Origin of the sequence: Cellvibrio sp. QJXJ (assembly GCF_024452345.1) — a bacterium.
GTDB lineage: Bacteria > Pseudomonadota > Gammaproteobacteria > Pseudomonadales > Cellvibrionaceae > Cellvibrio.
Map to the genome: position 1 here is coordinate 3,698,988 of NZ_CP101662.1, position 22,183 is coordinate 3,721,170.

General features: G+C 50.4%; 13 protein-coding genes and 1 pseudogene. 8 read left to right on the plus strand and 6 right to left on the minus strand.

The window, feature by feature from the left end:
* The first annotated feature begins 256 nt into the window (after window positions 1-256).
* From NNX04_RS16000 to gshA, 4 genes are all read left to right on the plus strand, one after another.
* Window positions 257-2,509, plus strand: coding sequence for an arginine/lysine/ornithine decarboxylase (locus tag NNX04_RS16000; RefSeq protein WP_261946437.1), 2,253 nt, complete (start codon window positions 257-259; stop codon window positions 2,507-2,509).
* Between the two features lie 325 nt (window positions 2,510-2,834).
* A complete protein-coding gene (locus NNX04_RS16005) occupies window positions 2,835-8,477 on the plus strand; it encodes an alpha-2-macroglobulin family protein (protein ID WP_261946438.1) in 5,643 nt (1,880 codons plus the stop codon).
* 207 nt (window positions 8,478-8,684) lie between these two features.
* Window positions 8,685-9,035, plus strand: coding sequence for a hypothetical protein (locus NNX04_RS16010; RefSeq protein WP_191966528.1), 351 nt, complete (start codon window positions 8,685-8,687; stop codon window positions 9,033-9,035).
* Between the two features lie 111 nt (window positions 9,036-9,146).
* Entirely contained in the window at window positions 9,147-10,760 is a 1,614-nt protein-coding gene (gshA, locus tag NNX04_RS16015) for a glutamate--cysteine ligase (protein WP_410004060.1), read from the plus strand.
* Window positions 10,761-10,821: 61 nt separating this feature from the next.
* Here gshA and NNX04_RS16020 read toward each other — a convergent pair whose 3' ends face one another.
* Complete coding sequence (locus tag NNX04_RS16020; protein ID WP_261946439.1) at window positions 10,822-11,439, minus strand: flagellar basal body-associated FliL family protein; 618 nt, start codon at window positions 11,437-11,439, stop codon at window positions 10,822-10,824.
* 244 nt (window positions 11,440-11,683) lie between these two features.
* On the opposite strand from NNX04_RS16020, the gene NNX04_RS16025 reads away from it, so the two are divergent.
* On the plus strand, window positions 11,684-12,184 hold the full coding sequence (locus NNX04_RS16025) for a disulfide bond formation protein B (RefSeq protein WP_151055662.1): 501 nt from the start codon (window positions 11,684-11,686) through the stop codon (window positions 12,182-12,184).
* Between the two features lie 155 nt (window positions 12,185-12,339).
* Window positions 12,340-12,803 (plus strand): annotated as a pseudogene (rsd, locus tag NNX04_RS16030) (sigma D regulator).
* A gap of 101 nt (window positions 12,804-12,904) precedes the next feature.
* On the opposite strand, the gene NNX04_RS16035 reads toward rsd, so the two are convergent.
* Window positions 12,905-13,639, minus strand: coding sequence for an FKBP-type peptidyl-prolyl cis-trans isomerase (locus tag NNX04_RS16035; protein WP_225318540.1), 735 nt, complete (start codon window positions 13,637-13,639; stop codon window positions 12,905-12,907).
* A gap of 409 nt (window positions 13,640-14,048) precedes the next feature.
* Between NNX04_RS16035 and NNX04_RS16040 the strand changes: the two genes are divergently transcribed.
* Complete coding sequence (locus NNX04_RS16040) at window positions 14,049-14,891, plus strand: hypothetical protein (RefSeq protein ID WP_151055666.1); 843 nt, start codon at window positions 14,049-14,051, stop codon at window positions 14,889-14,891.
* 87 nt (window positions 14,892-14,978) lie between these two features.
* Here the strand turns inward: NNX04_RS16040 and metF are convergent, their stop codons facing one another.
* The 4 genes from metF to NNX04_RS16060 form a co-directional block, all read right to left on the minus strand.
* Entirely contained in the window at window positions 14,979-15,830 is an 852-nt protein-coding gene (metF, locus tag NNX04_RS16045; RefSeq protein ID WP_261946440.1) for a methylenetetrahydrofolate reductase [NAD(P)H], read from the minus strand.
* Window positions 15,831-15,924: 94 nt separating this feature from the next.
* On the minus strand, window positions 15,925-17,313 hold the full coding sequence (ahcY, locus tag NNX04_RS16050; RefSeq protein WP_151055670.1) for an adenosylhomocysteinase: 1,389 nt from the start codon (window positions 17,311-17,313) through the stop codon (window positions 15,925-15,927).
* 128 nt (window positions 17,314-17,441) lie between these two features.
* Window positions 17,442-18,596 (minus strand): methionine adenosyltransferase, encoded by a 1,155-nt coding sequence (gene metK, locus NNX04_RS16055; protein WP_151055672.1) that lies wholly within the window; start codon window positions 18,594-18,596, stop codon window positions 17,442-17,444.
* Window positions 18,597-18,641: 45 nt separating this feature from the next.
* Complete coding sequence (locus tag NNX04_RS16060) at window positions 18,642-19,667, minus strand: ArsR/SmtB family transcription factor (RefSeq protein ID WP_007638495.1); 1,026 nt, start codon at window positions 19,665-19,667, stop codon at window positions 18,642-18,644.
* 429 nt (window positions 19,668-20,096) lie between these two features.
* On the opposite strand from NNX04_RS16060, the gene tkt reads away from it, so the two are divergent.
* Entirely contained in the window at window positions 20,097-22,100 is a 2,004-nt protein-coding gene (gene tkt, locus NNX04_RS16065) for a transketolase (protein WP_261946441.1), read from the plus strand.
* The last annotated feature ends 83 nt before the right edge of the window (window positions 22,101-22,183 follow it).

The following is a 22,183-nucleotide window of genomic DNA, read 5'->3' on the forward strand; positions in this document are numbered from 1 at the left end:
ATCCAAGTGCTTTACAATTGCCGGAGCAGTTGTACCGGGTCACCAAGGTGTAAACCGGGAAATGCGCGGCCAAATGGCTTCAACTCCTTTCCGGTTTTCCTCGGTCTCCCCTCAGGCAGACTGGCCGGATGGTGCGCCACCCAACCAACCTGATCACCTAATCAGTAGTACCCTATAAGCAATACCTTACAAGCAGCACCCAGAGGCGTTTCGCCAGCAAGTGAAATTCCAGCCTTATACCTTTTATGGAGACTCCATGAAATTTCGCTTTCCCATCGTCATCATCGACGAAGACTTTCGCTCCGAGAACACCTCGGGTTTAGGCATACGCGCACTCGCGGAGGCCATCCAAAATGAAAGCTGGGAGGTAGTTGGTGTTACCAGCTACGGTGACCTGTCGCAATTTGCGCAGCAGCAATCGCGCGCCTCTGCATTTATTTTGTCGATCGACGACGAAGAATTTGGCGGTGGCTCTTTGGAAGAGACCGACCACGCGCTGAAATCCCTGCGCGCCTTCGTGGAAGAAATCCGTTACAAAAACGCTGACATCCCGATTTATCTGTACGGCGAAACCCGCACTTCACGCCATATTCCCAACGATATTTTGCGCGAGCTGCACGGCTTTATTCACATGTTTGAAGATACGCCGGAATTTGTGGCACGCCATATTATCCGCGAAGCCAAATCCTACCTCGATGGTTTGGCACCGCCGTTTTTCCGCGCGCTGGTGCACTACGCGCAAGACGGCTCCTATTCCTGGCACTGCCCCGGTCACTCCGGCGGCGTCGCCTTTTTGAAATCGCCTATCGGCCAAATGTTCCACCAATTTTTTGGTGAAAATATGCTGCGCGCCGACGTATGTAACGCGGTAGAAGAACTCGGTCAATTGCTGGATCACACCGGGCCTATCGCCGCGTCCGAGCGCAATGCGGCGCGCATTTTTAACGCCGATCACTGCTACTTTGTGACCAACGGTACGTCCACATCGAACAAAATGGTGTGGCACTCTACTGTGGCGCCGGGCGATATTGTGGTCGTTGACCGCAACTGCCATAAGTCGATCCTGCACTCGATTATTATGTGCGGCGCGATTCCGGTATTCCTGATGCCGACGCGCAACAACCTCGGCATTATCGGCCCGATTCCGCTGGAGGAATTCACACCGGAAAGCATCGCCCGCAAGATCGAAGCAAACCCCTTTGCGCGCGAAGCCGTGAACAAAAAACCGCGCATACTCACCATTACCCAATCGACTTACGATGGTGTGCTCTACAATGTAGAGACGCTGAAAAATATGCTCGACGGTAAAATCGATACGTTGCACTTCGACGAAGCCTGGTTGCCGCACGCCACCTTCCACGAGTTCTACAAAGACATGCACGCGATTGGCAAAGATCGCCCGCGCGCCAAAGAGTCGATGATTTTCTCCACCCAATCCACACACAAATTGCTTGCCGGTTTATCGCAAGCATCGCAAGTGTTGGTGCGTGAATCTGAAAGCGTGAAGCTGGATCAGGATGCATTTAATGAAGCCTATTTGATGCACACCTCCACTTCTCCGCAGTATTCAATTATCGCCTCATGCGATATCGCGGCGGCCATGATGGAAGCACCCGGCGGCCATGCACTGGTAGAAGAATCGATTTTTGAAGCGCTCGATTTCCGCCGCGCGATGAAAAAAGTGGACGAAGAATGGGGCCAGGATTGGTGGTTCCAGGTCTGGGGCCCGGAAGAATTTGCTGAAGAAGGCATTGGCACACGCGAAGACTGGATTCTGCGCAGCGACGACAACTGGCACGGCTTCGGTAAACTCGCACCAAACTTCAACATGCTCGACCCGATCAAAGCCACCATCGTTAACCCCGGCTTATCGGTAAATGGCCAGTTCAGCGACACCGGTATTCCGGCATCGATCGTCACCAAATATTTGGCAGAGAACGGCGTAATTATCGAGAAGTGTGGCCTCTACTCCTTCTTTATTATGTTTACCATCGGCATCACCAAAGGCCGCTGGAATACACTGGTAGCCGCGCTGCAACAATTTAAAGACGACTACGACAAGAACCAACCCATGTGGCGAATCATGCCCGAGTTTGCGCAAGCGAATCCGCGCTATGAGCGTATGGGTCTGCGCGATTTGTGCCAACAAATCCACGATTTCTACAAAGCCTATGATGTTGCACGCCTTACGACCGAGATGTACTTGTCCGATATGCAACCGGCGATGAAACCTTCAGATGCGTTTGCAAAAATGGCGCATCGCGAAATCGAGCGTGTACCTATCAACGAATTGGAAGGCCGCATCACCTCGATTTTGTTAACGCCTTACCCGCCGGGAATTCCGCTGTTGATTCCGGGTGAGCGTTTTAACAAAACCATCGTGGACTATTTGAAATTTGCACGCGATTTCAACGAGAAGTTCCCCGGCTTTGAAACTGATGTACACGGTTTGGTAAAACGCGAAGTGGATGGCAAAAAAGACTACTTCGTTGACTGTGTAAAACAATAAACCTGCCGTTCATGTGCAGAATGTTATAAATTCAAAAGCCACTCCGGGTAACCTGAGTGGCTTTTTTACTTCAATCAAATTACAACACCAAGGGATGTGTCGCGGTGAACAGAAAAAAACAATCTATGATCCTTATCGTCGTGTTGCTGATAATAACGGCGGTTATTTATTTTTTTAGCCCGAGTGGTGCGCGCCCCAAATCCAAAACAACCAGTGAGTCCGCGCACTCCATCGAGCTGCACTCCGTGCGCTTACAGGGCTAATCTGCAGTTTCTTTTGTAGTAACAAACACAGCTTTACCATCACAATTAAACAGGGAATTACTATGCGCTTTCATTGGTCTTCATGGTGTGCCATTGCGTTAATGAGTTTATTACTGGGTGCCTGTGACAATTCCGCACCTGAGCAAAACAAACAAGCTCCAGCGGCAGAAGCCATCGCCCCGGAATGGGAAGCGCATATTGCAGATTATCCCAAACGCTGGATTGCGACAGAAGCCCCGCTATTTATTCGCTTCACCCATCCGGTGGTAGATGAAGCGCAAGTGAATACCGCCTTCTCTGACAAGCTGCTGACACTGGATGCCAAGACGCCGGTGAATTTGGTGTTTACCTCCACCAGTGAATTGCGTATCCAGCCCGTTGAGCGCTTGCCCAGTGATAGCAAAATTCGTTTCCGTTTAAACGCCAGTGAGTTGCAGGGGATCACTGAATCGCTCGGTGATTTTGAGTTTGAAGTGCAAACTATCAAACAGGATTTTGATTTGCGTGTGGATAGTTTGGGTGTAATGCCTGAAGACGAAAGTCAGATGCAGCTCACCGGTGTACTCACCACCGCCGATACCGCCGAGTTAAACGATATTAAAAAAATTCTGCGCGTTGAGGTGAATGAGCGCAATGCCGATGTAGTTTGGACGCAGGATACTGATCGTAAAACCCATCGCTTTTTAATTGCACCAATAACGCGTGGCGACAGTGCCGGAAAAATTGTCTTGAACTGGGATGGCAGCGCCATAGGTTCTGCAGATAAAGGCGCACGCGAATTGGAAATTCCTGCGCGCAAAACCTTTCAAGTGACCGGCGTACAGGTGATTCGCCAACCCAATACCGCGATTGAAATTCATTTTTCTGACACGCTCGATAGTAGCCAAAATCTTAGCGGTTTGGTAACACTGGACGGTAAAGCCGTGAACGCCGTAATCGATGGCAGCCTGCTGCGTTACACACCGGAAAAACTCGATACCGGTGAAATAACGCTAAAAATCAACGGCAGTATTAATAACCTGAAGCAGCAAAGCCTGGGCAGTGACTACGAGCACAAAGTGGTGCTTGAGTTGGTAAAACCGCTGGTGCGTTTTGTCGGTAGCAGCAGTATTTTGCCTCCCGCCAGCCAAATTTCTGTGCCCTTTGAAGCCGCAGGTGTGGATTCAGTACAAGTGATTGCTTTTAAAGTGTTTGCCAATAATGTTGGCCAATATCTGCAGGATTACCAACTCACCGCTGCTGCCGCTGCGACCGATACCGGGCGCTATTTATGGCGTAAAACCTATCAGCTACCCGAAATTCCCCGCGCGGGCGCCCAGCGTTTTAATTTGGATTTATCCGAGCTAATGGCACAACACCCCGATGGGTTAATTCGTTTGGAGCTGCGCATTGATCGCAGCAACTCTATTTACACCTGTGAACAACTGCGCCCGACAGAACCGGTTGCCAAAATGCCGGAAGATTCCGATGGTGAAAGTTATTACGATCGCGTAGAGGAACCGGCGTGGTATCAGCAATATTATCAATCCCAGGGTTATTACAATTACAGTGAGCGCAATAATCCCTGCGATGATACTTACTATTACTATGGTGATGAAATTGCTTCAGCACGCAATTTTTTGGTGTCCAATATCGGCTTACTCGCCAAACGCGGCAGCGATAATCAACTGCATGTCATTAGCACAGAATTAAATTCCGCTAAACCATTGGGCAATACCGAAATCACTGCCTACAACTATCAGCAACAGCCGATTGGCAGTGGCACTACCGACAATTACGGCATGCTGCAATTAACTACCGACGGCGTGCCTTTTTATATTCAAGCCACTCACAATAAACAGCGCGGTTATCTGCGCCTGCGCAGCAGTGAAGCGCTGCCCACCAATCAATTTGATGTAAGTGGCGAACACATTAAGGGTGGCCTAAAAGGTTTCCTCTACGGCGAGCGCGATGTATGGCGCCCGGGCGATGATATTTTCCTCAGTTTTATTTTGGAAGATAAAGCTCAGCAGTTACCCGCCAATCACCCGGTCACGCTGGATTTATTTGATCCCAGTGGCAAAAAAGTGCAGAGCCAAACCAATGTGCAGCCGGTCAATAATTTTTATACCTTTGCGTTAAAAACCGAAGAGACAGCACCCACCGGAAATTATCGCGCAGTGGTGCATGTGGGTAATCGTTATTTCGACAAAATTATTAAAGTGGAAATGGTGGTGCCCAACCGTTTGAAAGTGGATTTAACACCCACAGAAACACCGCTGCGGTTGCGCAATATGCCAACGCAAGTGTCACTCTTTGCCCAGTGGTTGCAGGGCGCTACCGCCAAAAATTTAAAAGCAGATTCGGAATTAAAACTGAGTGCCCGCGAATCGGTATTTGCGGGATTTGAGCAATTTACTTTTGATGACCCGGTGCGCAGTTTTGCGGGCAGTGCGCAAAAAGTATTTGATGGCCACGTGGATGAAAGTGGCAACGCCAGCTTTCCGGTGAATGTCAGTTTGTCATCGCCACCGCCGGGTAAACTCACCGCCACCTTTGTGACTCGCGTGTTTGAAGAGAGCGGTAATTTCAGCACAATTTTGCGCCCCTATGAATTACTGCCATTTGATCATTGGGTAGGTATTAATATTCCCAAAGGCAGCGGTTACATGGATGCCATTGGTCGCGATGCCGATCACCCTGTACTCATTCAAACATTAAATGCACAGGGCAAAGCGGCCGCGTCGCGCAAAGTGGATTTACAGGTTTATGAAATCGGCTGGCGTTGGTGGTGGGATGAAAACAATGAAAATCTTGCCGAATATTTTACCAACAGTAGTCATCGCCCGGTGCACAGTGAAACTCTGGTGAGCGATACCAATGGCCGCATAAATTGGACCTTGGAAAAAAATAAATACGATTGGGGGCGTCACATTATTCGCGTGTGCGACAACAGCGAAGGCGATGCCCAGGCGCACTGCGCCGGCAAGGTGGTTTATTTAGGTTGGAGTTACGACTCATCGGCCAGTGCTGATTCCGCCACCCAATTAATGCTCTCGGCCGATAAAGAAAAATATCAACCCGGTGATGTTGCCAAGGTACGTTTGCCCAATGCGCGTGAAGGGCGCGTATTGCTGAGTATTGAAAATGGCACGCGAGTATTGGAGTCGCGTTGGCTGGATTTGCAGGCGGGTCAAACCGAAATAGAAATTCCCATCACCTCGGCGATGGCGCCTAACGTTTACGCCCAGGTTGCACTGATATTGCCGCATCAGGAGCGTGTTGCTGAAGCGCCGATGCGTTTATACGGCATAGTGCCGCTGCTGGTGGAAGACCCTGCAACCCGTTTGCAGCCGCAATTGGACGTGGCAGAAAAAGTTCGCCCTGAAACCGAATTTAGCATCAAGGTTAGCGAAAAAAATCAGCGTGCTATGACCTATACTCTGGCGATGGTGGATGAAGGTTTACTCGGCCTCACCAATTTCCGCGCACCGGATGCGCACGATTATTTTTACAAACGTGAAGCGCTGGGCGTGCGCACCTGGGATTTATTTGATCAGGTAGTTGGTGGTTATGGTGCGTCGCTGGAGCGAGTGTTGGCAATTGGTGGCTCCGATGCCGCCTTGGAAGCCGAGCGCAAACGCCGCGAGCGTCGCTTTCCACCGGTAGTGAAATTCCTTGGTGCGTTTGAATTAAAAGCCGGGGAAACCCGCGCGCATAAAATTACCCTGCCACCCTATATGGGTGCGGTGCGCGTTATGTTAGTGGCGGGTGATACCAGCGCGAAAACTAATAACAGTGTAACCAGCGCCTACGGCAGTGTGGAGAAAACTGTGACCGTCACTCAGCCAGTCACACTTTTTGCCACCTTGCCACGCGTGCTTGGTCCCGGTGAAGCAGTGAATTTGCCGGTTAATGTATTTGTGAGCGAAAAAGATATTCGCGAAGTAAAAATTTCGGTGGAAGCGAATGAAATTTTTACCGTGGAAAAAGGCGCTGCAACACTGAACTTTAGTGAACCGGGCGATGCGATTGCCAGTTTGCAATTGAAGGTGAATGATCGCCTCGGCAAAGGCCGTGTGAAAATTACCGCTACCTCAGGTAATGAAACCGCCACGCAAGAAATTTATATCGACTCACGCGCGGCGAATCCGCCTACCAGTCTGTGGCAGAGCAAATTATTGCGGCCGGGCGAAGTCTGGCAATCGCCCCTGCAAGCTCACGGCATGATTGGCACTAATCAGGCGAGCCTTGAAGTAAGCACCTTGCCGCCGCTCAACCTTGAGCAGCGCTTGGATTATTTAATTAGTTATCCGCACGGCTGCCTGGAGCAAGTGACCTCATCGGTATTTCCACAATTGCGTCTTGCGCAATTGGTGAATCTGAGTGACGCACAAAAAATTGAAATTGATAACAACATTAACGCGGGCATTAAACGCTTGTATGGTTTCCAGCATGCCAGTGGTGGATTCAGTTATTGGTCGGGTGATGGCTATGTGAATGAATGGGCATCCAGTTATGTGGGGCATTTTTTAGTGGAGGCGAAACGTGCCGGTTACGCCGTGCCCGCTGCGCTATTAAATGGTTGGATAAACTATCAGCGCAATGCGGCGCGCAACCCGCAAATTCAGGGTAATTATTACGACGAGATGGTGCTCGCCTATCGCCTCTATACACTCGCCTTAGCGGACAGCGCTGAACTACCGGCAATGAACCGTTTGCGCGAAACCTTTAAAAATAATCAGCAGAATCTGCAGGACTACCGCATGCCTGCGCGCTGGTTGTTGGCTATGTCTTATCAACATGTTGGTTTAAAAGATGCTGCGCAGGATGTGCTGGGCACAATTGCCAATACTGTGCCGAGTTACAAAGATTCAGGGTACACCTACGGTTCCGAAATGCGTGACCGCGGGTTGTTGTTAGCAACTCTGGTGAGCGTGAATGCAAATAAAGAAACAACCTGGGAAGTGGCTGAACAAGTTGCCAATGAATTGTCGAGTGACGGTTGGTACTCCACACAAAGTATCGCCTGGGCACTGTTGGCGATGAGTGAATTTGCCAGCGCTAATCAAAGTAGCAACGGCATAAAGTTTTCTTATCAACAAACAGGCGAAAGCGATTGGACCAGTCAAGGCAGTAACAGCCCCTTATTCCGCCGCGCGCTGGACTCACCGCAAGTATCGGTACGCAACGATCACGACAAACCCATTCGCGTGGTGGTGAGTAATCGCGGCACACCAGCCAACTTACGTGAAGAAGCTAGTAGTAATGGTTTGGCACTACAGGTTAATTTTTTAACGCTGGCTAACGAACCGCTGGATGTCGAGCAACTGCCACAAGGCACCGACTTTGTAGCCGAAGTTACCGTCAGCGGCGAGTTCGATAAATTATTGACCAGCAATATCGAAAACATCGCGCTTACCGCCGTAATGCCCAGCGGCTGGCAAATCCGCAATGAACGTCTGGAGGGGGCACAACTGCCTAAAGGTATTGATTATTTGGATATCCGCGATGATCGAGTGCTGGGTTATTTCAGTTTGTGGCGCGATTACTACTGGAATTATCGCTATCAGGAACGCAACCAAACCAGCGTCACCCTGCGCATAATTTTAAACGCGAGTTACGCAGGGAAATTTTATTTGCCCGGTTGGAACGCAAGCGCCATGTACAACGAAAAAATACAGGCGAAGAGCAAAGGCTATTGGGTTGAGGTGGTGGGAAAATAAAACCTAACTCTGATTAGAGATTGTGGGTTTGTGTTAATTTTTTGTTGCGGTTCATTCCTCACCAGCAACCTACAGGGTGCTTTGTAGGTTGCTGGTGAGGAATGAACCGCAACAATTTATGAATCGTCTTGTACCCTTGAAACTCTGCACCATCACCCCAACATTCGCGACTTACTCTGCTTTCACATATTCCGGATGGCTCAGGTTATGAGTGAAATATTTATTCTGCAAAATCAGCACAATCTCTTTCTTGGTAAACAAAACAACTGGTTGGATGGTCGCGATTTGAACGCGCTGTACAAAACGCCGCATAAAGATGAAGCGATTAACCAGATGGTTGAGGCCAGTTCCAAGGACTATACCCAGCGTATCAAGATCATTAGCTGCTCACCCAATGAGAAGGGCTTGCCATCGATTGACCCGGAAATTCTGCCCGAGCCATTGCCCAAGTTGGGTAAAGATCTGTTGGCGACGCTTGAGGCGGAGGCAGTGCAGGCGCATGCTGATCAAGCTGTTGTTGATCCGGTGGCTGCCTTGCCCGACGAGCCATCGCGCTGATCCCTGCGCAGTGCTGTCGCTAGACGCTTCCTGTTCTACACTTTGTTAGTGGGCCGCTGCGGCGGCTTTTTTATTTGTGCTTGATTGCGCTTGTCGCCCAAGGATTTTGAATTGTCACATGATCACGGTTTATCCAGCGAATTGCTGAGTGCGTTTGCCGAGCCTGCGGCTAATGCCAGTCTGCGCGGTATTTTGCGCGGTCTGGAAAAAGAGAGCCTGCGCGTAACCCCCCAGGGCACTCTGGCGCAAACTGATCACCCGCGCGCGCTGGGTTCTGCGTTAACCCATCCGCATATCACCACGGATTACAGTGAAGCGCTGCTGGAATTTATCACCGAGCCGTTTGCTGATGTGGAGCCACTGCTGGCGCAGTTGGATGATATTCACCGTTTTACCTACCAGCACTTGGCCGCTAACAACGAGCGCCTGTGGCCTGCGAGCATGCCGTGCACCTTGGGTACGGATGATGAGATTCCGGTGGCGCGTTACGGCTCGTCCAATTCCGGCAGGATGAAAACGGTGTACCGCGTGGGCCTGGGGCACCGCTATGGTCGCTCCATGCAGACTATCGCCGGGATTCACTATAACTTCAGTATGCCCGATGAGTTTTGGTTGGCGCTGCAACAACAAACGGGCAATCAACAAGCGCTGCAGGATTTTAAAACCGAGCGCTATTTTGGGTTGATCCGCAATTTCCGTCGCAACTTTTGGCTGCTGATTTATCTGTTTGGTGCATCGCCCGCGGTCTGTTCCTGTTTTGTGAAAGATCGCACCCATAAACTCCAGCCCTTCCCCGCTGCCGAACAAACCATGTATTTGCCTCATGCGACTTCGCTGCGCATGGGTGATTTGGGCTACCAGAGCGACGCACAAAAAAGTCTCGTGGTGAATTACAACAACCTGAGCGATTACTTGGCCACGCTCTGCGGCGGTATCACCCAGAGTTATCCCGCCTATGAGCAGATTGGGGTGAAAGACGGGCAGGGCAATTACCAGCAACTCAATTCCAGTTTGCTGCAAATCGAAAACGAGTTTTATTCCAGCATCCGCCCCAAACGCACTACCGGGCGCGGCGAGACGGCACTGCAAGCGCTGCGTCTGCGCGGGGTGGAGTATGTAGAAGTGCGCTGCGTGGATTTGAATCCCTACGAACCGCTTGGCATCACCAAAGAGCAAATGCAAGTGATGGATGCGTTTTTGCTTTATTGCCTGCTGAGCGATAGCCCGCAAACCGACGAGCGGGAGTTTTATCAGGGGCAGGAAAACCAGAAGCGTATTGTGAATAGCGGGCGCGATCCTGCGCTGAAGTTGCTGCGCGGTGAACATGAAATCGCCATGCGCGAGTGGGCGGAGGAAATTGTGCGGGGCAGTATGGCGGCGGCGCAATTGTTGGATCAGGCCAAAGGTGGGGCGGCACATCAGCAGGCGCTGGAGCATCAGCGCGCTAAAATCGCCAACCCGGAGTTAACACCTTCGGCGCGGGTATTGCGCGATATGACTCAGGCGGGGCAAAGCTTTTACGCCCACGCCCTGGCCCTCGCAGAACAGCAGCGCGCGTATTTTGCGGATCGCCCCTTGGCGGCAGCACAGCAGGCGGTATTTGCGCAGATGAGTGAAACGTCCCTACAGGCGCAAGCTGTGCTGGAGGCCGATCAGCAAATCAGTTTTGATCAATATCTGGAAAATTATTACGCCCAATATCGCGGCTGTCGCTGCGCGAGCTGAGTGATGCATCACCGTCGCCAGAGGCTGCGCGGCGGTGATGCTCTGGTATTGAATTCTGCGCTTATTTTTGCACGACAAAATTATTGAAATATAAATCCGATGCGGGGCCTTTAACAGCTGTCACTACGGGTAAAGTGCTAGCGGTCGCAGCGGCGGTTGCTGACGTCGCTGCCGCTGAACTGCCCTCTGTAGGCGCGATTGTTGTTGCGGGTGCTGCAGGTGTTGTTGGCGCTACGGCGGTAGGTGTTGCTTCTGCGGCTGGCTGCGGCGCCAACCCCTGTACTTGCAGCAGGGCTTTGTTAATTTCTGCCAACGCGTAAGTGCGCAAATATTCTTTTCCTTCCACGCTGCTTACAATTTCATCGCTCTGCGCGCTCAAAATACTGACCAGGCGATCGCGAATGAGCGGCAGGTGGTGAGTCACTGTATTGGCGTCCGCCGCATTTTCGCTGCGAATGGATAGTTCCGCTTTTATATAACGCGCCTTGCCGGGGCCACCGTAGTTCACCACCAGCGGTGGGGTGATGGGAATATAGTTAATGCCCTCAGGTGCACCTTTATTGCCACCACCCGAAGCCAACGCAGGCAGTGCTAGTGCAATGCCCAATGTAATACCCAATGCGATACCCGCTCTTTTACTAATCAGACTGGATGCCAGACCAAACCTACCGCGTTTCATAATCTCTCCCCTGTGAACTTCAGCCATTCTTCTCGCTCAAATCAAGGCGCTGCTTGGCGCGATTGACGAATGCCCCAAAGCATAGTCTATTCGTTTGTCCAACTGTGCAAACCTGCGCTGAATTAAATCGCTGCGGGCTAAATGTCTGGCTCTGGGCGCGCATAATTGCTTAACATAGCCATCATTATTCCTATAGCCATAAAACGACCGCTATCTCGTTAACTTCTTCAAGTAAGGATTGTTCATGTCTCCCAGTGTGCGTCAAACCAATCTGCTTATTTTTGTTATCTGTACCGCCATGATGTTGGCTGCTGCCTATATGGAGCATGTGATGAAAATGGTTCCCTGCTCGCTGTGCATCACCCAACGTGGGTTTGTGGTGCTAACCGGACTCTTAGCCTTGATTGCTGCGATTCATAACCCGGCTAATCGCGGCCGTCGTGCCTATGCGCTTGCCGGTATTGCCAGCGCCATCCTCGGTGCGTGTTTTGCGGGTCGCCAACTCTGGTTGCAAAGTTTGCCGGAAGATCAGGTTCCCGCTTGTGGGCCAGGTCTCGCCTATATGTTTGAAGTCTTCCCTTTTATGGATGCGCTGAAATTACTGTTACAGGGGGATGGCAACTGCGCCCATGTAGATAAGATCCTCGGTTTGAGCCTTGCTGCCTGGACTTTTATGGCATTTATTGCGCTGGCTGGCGCCAATTTATACCAAGCGCTGCGCCCTGCGCACCGCACACAGGCATAAAGCGCGATGCAGTCTTGCCCTCATGCGTCAGATCGCCTATTGTGACCAACTGAATTTATGCACCTGCGCTTGAAAACAGCGGTTGTCGCGGACTGTTTCGCGCACAGCACATCCGCGCAAAGCACACCTCTTTCGAAAATGGATAGGAATAACTGATGTTAGAAAATTGCAAAAGTGCCAAAGAACGCTGGGGCGGTGTAAGTGAAATTATCGACCGCTGGTTGGAAGAGCGTCAGCAAATGCTGGTGCAATACTGCGCCCTGAGTGGTCTGGATCAGGACTTGAGCGATGTGCAGCGCGGTGAAAAGTTGCGCAGCTTTTGCCAAATCCTGGTGGACTATGTATCGGCAGGTCACTTTGAAGTCTACGACCAGTTGATCAAAGAGGGGCGTGAGTTTGACGATGCTGACGCGCTGCAAGAGGCGGGTAAACTCTACGATGTAGTCGATAAAACCACCGAAAAGTTACTCGATTTTAATGACAAGTATTTGGAAACCGACGACCTGAGCTCACTGACCAGCGTTTGTCCCTGTTGGGCGAAGCCTTGGAAGTGCGTTTCAGTGCCGAAGACCGTCTGATCTCGGTACTTCATACCTCGCATAAGGATCTGGTTAACTGATGGGTTAACCGACTTTGCCAGAGCATAAAAAAACCCGCCGTAGCGGGTTTTTTTATGTCTTGCCATTGGTGTATGGCAGTGCGGGATCGCTCCCGCCAGGCTTATTCTGCAGCTGCTTCAGGTGCTTTGATTTCGAGCAATTCAACTTCGAAAACTAATGTAGATGAAGGTGGGATTGGACCTTGACCGCCAGCGCCATAAGCCAATTCAGACGGGATTACGATTTCCCATTTGGAACCTTGTGGCATCAATTGCAGTGCTTCAGTCCAGCCAGGAATTACGCCGTCCAGTGGGAAAGTAGCTGGTTGGCCATTTTTCACTGAGCTATCAAATTCGGTGCCGTCGATCAGCTTGCCGGTGTAATGCACAGTCACTACATCAGTTGCTTTTGGCTTGGCGCCTTTACCTTCAGTAATTACTTTGTATTGCAGGCCGCTTTCGGTGGTGGTTACACCTTCTTTGGCTTTGTTGTCTTCAAGGAACTTTTTGCCATCAGCAATGTTCTTTTCGCTCAGTTTCTTTTGCTCTTCTTCTTGTTTAGCCATGGCTTTTTGCTGAACTTCTTGCATGATTTTTTGCATGTCTTCTTCGCTAATGCGAGATTCTTTGCCGTCGCGCACATCAGCCAATGCCAATGCCAGAGAGTCCGGCTCGATGGTTAAACCACCGTTTTGCAGGTTCTTACCCAGGTTTTGACCAATGATGTAGTTGGCTTTTTGTTCCAGCGTTGCCAGCTTCGCGCTGTCATCAACTGGTTTTGCTTCTTCTTTATTACAGCCAATCAAGCCTGCAGTCGCAGCCATCAAGCCAACAACCAATAAACGTTTGTTAAACATAATGCACCTTATTTTGTAATCATTGATTTGTATTTGTTGTCTGTGTGAAATGGGCATTGCCTCACTTCTTCCTAGCCGACAGCCTGTGCAGCACCAGAACAGGGGCCAATGGTATACCAAGTCTGATCAAATGTGCGTGTTTTTAGCGACGTTTGCGCTGTGCTGCAGCCTCAAACCCTGTGCTATTCCTCATTTGTGAATAGCGATTGCCACCTTGGCTTTGCCGAGCCAGTTCAGACTCTGGTGTTTTATGAAAGTTCCAGACCTTATTAAGGCTCTTTGTGGTGATGTTGCGCAGGGGGCATACACTTTTGCGCGGGGCGCAGCTACAATTCGCTCCATTGCATCCGCTGTTTTGTGATGCTCCCTCATCGTAGATTCCCAACGCTTTTTCACGCAGGTATTGTTTATGGCCGCCTCTCCCAAAACCAAAATTTCCGTTGCTGAATTGGAACAGCAGATCGCTAAAGTCAGTGCCGCTCTGGATAAGGCGCGTGCGCAAGAATTTGCTGCCGCACAAAAAGCAGTTGCCGCTGGGCAAAAAGCCGTGGCGAGCGCCAAGAAAAAAGTTGCCGATATTTCTGCCAAGGGGGTAGTCACTGCAGCGGCAAAAGCACGTTTGGCGCAGGCTAAAAAAGATCAACTGGATGCAACCAAAATGTTAGCGGCTGCACAGGATGCAGTAGCGACATTAAAAACAGCTGAACAAGCAGCCAAAGAAGTTGCCAAGGAAGTAGCCGCTGCAACTAAAGGTAAGGGCAAAACCAAAAAAGTGAAAAAGGCGGCTAAAGCTGTTGTTGCCACCACAGAAAAACCCGCCAAAGTAAAAGCGGAGAAAAAAGTAAGCAAAACTGACAAGCCTGCTAAAGCAGAAAAAGCCGTTAAACCAGCGAAAGTAGCAAAACCAGCAAAAGCAGTGAAAGAAACTAAAACTGAAGTGGCGCCGGAAGTGAAAGTAGCAGAACCAAAAGTGGCCGTTAAAAAAACTCCTCCTGCGCCAAAAAAAGCAGCACCCAAAAAGCCTGCGCCTAAAAAAGTAGCTGCACCTAAAGCCCCTGTGGAAGTTGTCGCTGCTCCGGTAGCTGCAGTCGAAGCGGCTGCACCTGCAGTAGAAGTGCCGGAAGTAATTGCCGATGTAGAGGCTGTAGTAGTCGCCGAAACGGTTTCCGTTGAGGCGACCCCTGCACCAGAAGCCGCACCCGTGATGACAGAAACGCTACCATTTGACGATGACAATGGTTCGCTGAGTTAATTGATTACAAAAATACTGCAATGAAATAAAAAGGGCGCGATCATCGCGCCCTTTTTTGTTGCTGTGCTTTTTTACACTGGTAGTAAGTTATTCGTCGTTAGGAATCAGACCTAAGTTGCGTACGATTTCGGCGGTGGGTTCGGTTTGATTCATGGTGTAGAAGTGCAGACCGGGTGCATCGTTTTCCAGCAAGGTATCGCACAGGTCAGTGACCAGCTCTGTACCAAAGGCGCGCAAGCTGGCTTCATCGTCACCATAATTTTCCAGCGCTTTACGCAACCAGCGCGGAATTTCGGCGCCGCAAGTATCGGAGAAGCGCGTTAAATTTTTGTAGTTAATAATGGGCATAATGCCGGGGTAAATTGGCTGGGTGATACCCGCTTTTTGGCATTGATCAACAAAATAAAAGTAGGAGTCCGGGTTAAAGAAGTATTGGGTGATGGCGCTGTTAGCACCCGCATCAAATTTACCTTTCAAATAACCCACGTCATCACTGTAGCTTTTAGCCTGCGGATGAATTTCCGGATAGGCCGCCACTTCCAAATGGAAATGCTCGCCATAATGTTTGCGGATAAAGGCGACCAATTCATTGGCATAAACCAATTGGTAAGCACCGCCTACACCAGAAGGCATATCGCCACGCAGGGCAACGATGCGATCTACGCCGGCATCTTTGTATTCTTGAATTAATGTTTTGATGGTGGTTTCGTCGTCGCCACCAAAAGACAAATGCGGCGCGACAGCGATACCATCGCTTTTAAATTGGGTGATCAAACCTTTGGTGTTATCGCGGGTTGAGCCACCAGCACCGTAAGTAACAGAGAAAAAGTCCGGCGCAAATTCATTCAATTGGTCGCGTACTTTGATCAGTTTTTCTTTTCCTTCCGGCGTTTTGGGCGGAAAGAATTCAAAACTTAAACGCGGTTGTGAGTCGTTCATAGCGTGTTCCTGTAGGTTAGGCAGTAATGCCCAACATCGCGACCGTGTTGGGCATTACTGCTTGCGCAGCCCGGCCCAACCTACGGTTAAAAAATTAATATTTGTAAGATTCCGGCTTAAACGGGCCGTCGATTTCTACACCGATATATTCGGCTTGCTGTGCGGTCAGTTTGGTAATTACACCACCAAAACCTTCCACCATATCTTTAGCTACTTCTTCGTCGAGTTTTTTCGGCAATACACGAACGTACAGGTGTTCTGCTTTTTGCTCGGCAGGCAGGTCAGCAAATTTTCGCTCGTACAAATACATTTGTGCCAGCACTTGGTTGGCGAAAGAGCCATCCATAATGCGTGATGGGTGACCGGTGGCATTGCCCAGATTTACCAGGCGGCCTTCCGATAACAAAATCAAATGATTGTTGGTGGCTTTGTCGCGGTAGATTTTATGCACCTGGGGTTTAACTTCATCCCACTCCCAGTTTTTGCGCATAAACGCGGTATCAATCTCGCTATCGAAGTGGCCGATATTACACACCACCGCACCATTTTTTAGTGCGCGCAGCATGGCAGAATCACACACGTTGACGTTACCGGTCGTGGTGACTAACAAATCGGTAGTGCCCAGTACGATGTGATTAATATCTTCGTATTTACCGGTGTTGATACCGTCGTTGTAGGGCGATACCACTTCAAAACCATCCATACAAGCCTGCATGGCGCAGATCGGATCGATTTCAGTAATTTTCACGATCATACCTTCCTGACGCAGTGAAGCAGCAGAGCCTTTACCCACATCGCCGTAACCGACTACCAAGGCTTTTTTACCCATCAGCAAATGGTCGGTACCGCGTTTGATGGCATCGCTCAAGCTGTGACGGCAACCGTATTTGTTGTCGTTTTTGCTTTTGGTGACCGCATCGTTCACATTGATGGCTGGCACTTTTAATTGGCCTTTTTTCAACATATCGAGCAAGCGGTGAACACCGGTGGTGGTCTCTTCGGAAATGCCGTGGATTTTATCCAGCATCTGCGGATATTTTTCGTGCACGATTTGCGTCACATCGCCGCCGTCGTCCAGAATCATATTCGCATCCCAGGGCTTGCCATCTTTGTTGATGGTTTGCTCGATACACCACCAGAACTCTTCTTCAGTTTCACCTTTCCATGCAAATACCGGAATGCCGGCAGCGGCGATAGCAGCAGCGGCATGATCTTGGGTGGAGAAAATATTGCACGAAGACCAGCGCACTTCTGCACCCAAATCCACCAGTGTTTCAATTAACACCGCGGTTTGAATGGTCATGTGAATACAGCCAATAATTTTTGCATCAGCCAGTGGTTTGCTCGCGGCATATTTGCGACGCAGTGCCATCAGCGCCGGCATTTCACCTTCGGCGATTTCAATTTCCTTGCGGCCCCAAGTTGCGTCTTTGGCAAATTCTTCGGCCGTTTTGGCGGCTACTTTGTAGTCGGTGAAGCTCATAATAATTTCCTGATTAATCAACAGATGGTTGATATTTTATTCCGTCATTCCTGCGAACGCAGGAATCCATTTTTACAAGGGTTGGATCCCCGCGTGCGCGGGGATGACGATGGTTTATAAATAAATTTTTACAGCGCTTTCTTCAATGCATCCGCTTTATCGGTTTTCTCCCACGTAAAATCGGGCAATTCGCGACCAAAGTGACCGTAAGCCGCAGTCTGGCGATAGATTGGGCGTTTCAAATCGAGCATTTGGATCAGGCCGCGTGGGCGCAGGTCAAAGTTTTCGCGAATTAAATCGATAATCGCGCTATCCGAAATTTTGCCAGTGCCAAAAGTATTGATGGAAATTGACGTGGGTTCAGCAACACCAATGGCGTAGCTCACTTGAATTTCACACTTATCGGCCAAACCGGCAGCAACAATATTTTTAGCAACGTAACGACCAGCGTAAGCCGCAGAGCGGTCTACTTTGGATGGGTCTTTACCGGAAAACGCACCACCGCCATGACGCGCCATACCGCCGTAGGTATCCACAATAATTTTGCGACCCGTCAAACCGCAATCGCCGACGGGGCCGCCGATAATAAATTGGCCGGTGGGGTTGATATGGTATTGCGTATCTTTGTGCAGCCACTCAGCAGGTAATACGTTTTTGATAATTAATTCGCGCACTGCTTCGCGAATTTCTGCTTGTTTTACGCTGGGGCTGTGTTGGGTAGACAAAACCACCGCGTCGATAGCTACGGGTTTGCCGTTTTCATAGCGCAGCGTTACCTGACTTTTTGCATCGGGGCGCAGCCAGGGTAATTCGCCGCTCTTGCGCAATTGTGCTTGTTTTTCTACCAGGCGATGCGCGTAATAAATCGGCGCGGGCATTAACACAGATGTTTCATTGGTGGCAAAACCAAACATCAAACCCTGGTCGCCTGCGCCCAAATCTTTATCGTCAGCTTCATCAACACCCATGGCGATATCGGATGATTGTTTGCCGATTGCATTTAATACGGCACAAGAGGCGCCATCGAAACCGACATCACTTGAATCGTAACCAATATCCAAAATTACCTGGCGAATTAAATCTTCCAAATCCACATAGGTAGAGGTGCGCACTTCACCGGCGACAATCGCCATACCGGTTTTTACTAATGTTTCTACCGCAACACGCGCGTTGGGGTCATCTTTTAAAATTGCATCGAGCACGGCATCAGAAATCTGATCCGCTAATTTATCGGGGTGACCTTCGGAAACCGATTCGGAGGTAAAGACGGAATATTCGGACATGGTGATTTCCCTTAAAGAAATTAAATCAAAAAATAATTAACTAAATCAAAAATTCGCTGGCTTAAAAAATTGGCGCAATTGAATTTGGAAACCGTTGCGCAAGGCAAAATACACACTCTGGCCTTCATCTAATTTTGCCGCTTGCGCCCAGCGCGAAAAATCCTGTGGTTCAAAGCCTTGCCATAAATCGCCGCAAGCGTCGCGCGCCCAAGCTTGTTCGTGGCGACAGAGATCGCAGATCAGCAGCGCGCCGCCCGGCGCTAGCACATTGCTTAAATCCTGAAAAATATCGGCGGGCGATGGTGTGTGGTGCAATACCATATTCACCAGTATGCAATCGGCCAATACTTTGTGGTTGAGTAAGCTCTGGGTATCGCCGTGGATAAATTCGATATTGCGCAGATTCTTTTCGCTGGCAAATGCACGCGCCTTGTCGAGCATATTGGCGGCGTTATCCAGCGCAACAACTTGATTAAATTGTTGCGCAAGTACCGCCAGAAATTCACCTTCGCCGGGGCCAACTTCCAGTGCGAGATTTTTGGCGCGCAGCGCAGTGTTGTTGAGCAGTTGTGTCATCTGCTCGGCGTACACCGGATAGCTGGCTATTAAATCTTGCTGCGCGCGAAATTTATCCGCGTTCTCGCTGAAAAACGTTTGTGCGGCTTGGCTGCGCTCTTGCTGCAATTCGCGGATGGGTGCGCGCAAATGTTCGGCAATCGGCAAAGTATCCACCGTTGCAAATAATTGTTGCTGTAAGGCGGCGAGCGGATGATCCGGCGCTAAATAGGCGCGGCGATAAAAAATCGAATTGGCCTCGCGCCGCGAACTCAGTAAGCCGGCGTTATTGAGCACCTTGAGGTGATGGCTCATGCCTGACTGTTTGATCGCAAAAATCCGGCACAGCTCCAATACCCCGAACGAATCCTGGCTGAGTACACGCAATATCTCCAGGCGCAGCGGATCACCTGCGGCCTTGAGCAAATTGGCGAGGGGGCTGAGCGGCGTTTCCAATTCGACCATATCGGTCAGTACGGGCAGGCCGTCAGTGGTGTCGTGCAGGGAGTGGTTCATGGTTTGATCAATGGCTGGTAAGTGCTGTGCAGTCTAGCAGCCTGAAAAACCTATATCAAAATATTTTGATATAGGTTTTAGTCGTTTTTAGTTCGAATTGAGCAAATAAATGGCTTTTTCGATCTTTGGGGCGGTTTTTATTGATTAATTGTGTCTATGCCCTCGGTTATTCCTTTACGGGCAGCGCCTGCTGGGCGAAAATGCTCGCCCATTTTGTCAGCGGGCTTTTGTTTTCTCCCTAAAAGCGCGCTCCCAGCGACGGCGGCTGGAACCCAACGACATAAAAGCCCATCAGAGGCCTGTAAATAAGTGGCATTTGCCCATTAGTGCTTTGCAACCCCGGGGCGTTCCTGATTCGAATTCATCGGCTCGGGCAGCGGCGCCCACCTACAACAGCAATCAACTTATACGTAAGGAGCCTTGAGTTTCATGCCAACTCGCCAACATCTTGCCAATGCTATTCGTGTCCTCTCGATGGACGCCGTTCAAAAAGCTAACTCAGGCCACCCGGGCGCCCCTATGGGCATGGCGGATATCGCCGAAGTTCTCTGGAACGACTTTTTGCAACACAACCCGCAAAACCCTGAGTGGGCCGATCGCGACCGTTTTGTATTGTCCAACGGCCATGGTTCCATGCTGATTTACTCCCTGCTGCACCTGAGCGGTTACGCGGTTTCTATGGCAGACCTGCAGCAATTCCGCCAATTGCACTCCAACACCCCCGGCCACCCGGAGCGCGGTTACACCCCCGGTGTTGAAACCACCACCGGCCCCTTGGGTCAGGGTATTGCCAACGCTGTGGGTATGGCGCTGGCAGAAAAAGTACTCGCGGCGCAATTCAACCGCGACGGCCACCAAGTGGTTAATCACTTCACCTATTGCTTCCTCGGCGACGGCTGCATGATGGAAGGTGTTTCCCACGAAGCTTGCTCTTTGGCAGGTACTTTAGGTCTGGGCAAACTCATTGCCTTCTACGATGACAACGGTATTTCTATCGACGGCCATGTTGAAGGCTGGTTTACCGATGACACACCCAAGCGTTTTGAATCCTACGGCTGGCACGTAATTCCGGCGGTTGATGGCCACGATGCAGCAGCTATTAAAGCAGCCATCGAAGCGGCGCGCGCTGAAACTAGCAAGCCAACCCTCATCGTTACCAAAACCATCATCGGTTTCGGTTCACCGAACAAACAAGCCTCACACGACTGCCACGGCTCACCACTCGGTTTGGAAGAAGTCGCACTGGTGCGCAAAACCCTGAACTGGGAATACGAGCCCTTTGTGGTTCCTGCCGATGTTTACGAAGGTTGGGATGCAAAAGCCAAAGGTGCGGCGGCAGAAAAAGCCTGGGGCGAAAAACTGGCTGCTTATAAAGCTGCTTATCCAGAACTGGGCGCCGAATTTGAGCGCCGTGTGATCAAAGGCGACTTGCCAGCCGACTTCGCTGCCAAAGCTGAAGCGTTTATCGCTGAGACTCAAGCCAAAGGCGAGAAAATCGCCAGCCGTAAAGCGTCACAAAATACTATCGCGGCATTCGTTGAGTGGCTGCCAGAAATCCTCGGCGGTTCCGCTGACCTCGCGGGTTCCAACCTGACCCTGGTTAAAAAATCCAAAGGCGTTGAAGCGGGTGATGCGAGCGGTAACTACGTGTACTACGGTGTGCGCGAATTTGGTATGAGCGCGATCATGAACGGCGTATCTGCCCATGGTGGTTTTATCCCCTACGGCGCAACCTTCCTGATGTTCCAACAATACGCGGCTAACGCGGTGCGTATGTCGGCGCTGATGAAACTGCGCAACGTGTTCGTTTATACCCATGACTCCATCGGCCAAGGCGAAGACGGCCCGACGCACCAGCCAATCGAAGTATTGGGCACCCTGCGTTTGACCCCCAACCTGGACACCTGGCGCCCGGCGGACAGCACTGAGTCAGTCGTGGCTTGGAAAGCGGCAGTAGAGCGTAAAGATGGCCCAGCTGCGTTGGTTTTCAGCCGTCAAAACCTGGATTTCTTTGCGCGTACCCCAGAGCAAGTCGCCAATATCGCCAAAGGTGGTTATGTATTGGTTGATTCGGTAGGTGAGCCCGAGGCAATCCTGATCGCCACCGGTTCAGAAGTGGGCGTCACCGTAAAAGCCGCCGAAGCACTGAAAGCCAAAGGTCGTAATGTGCGCGTTGTTTCTATGCCTTCTACATCAGTGTTTGATCAGCAGGACGTGGCCTACAAAGAATCGGTATTGCCGATCAGTGTTGGCGCCCGTGTTGCGGTTGAAACTGCACATGCCGATTACTGGTACAAATACGTCGGCTTCGACGGCCGCATCGTTGGTATGACCACCTTTGGTGAATCAGCCCCCGGCAACAAACTGCTCGAACACTTCGGTTTCACTGTCGATAACATAGTGAACACTGTGGAAGAGTTGTTGGAAGACTAAGCAAGTAAAAGCATACAAACACCCGGCGCGAGTCGGGTGTTTTGTTTTATCACCACCTGGTGCAAAAACAATAGGCAAACTGA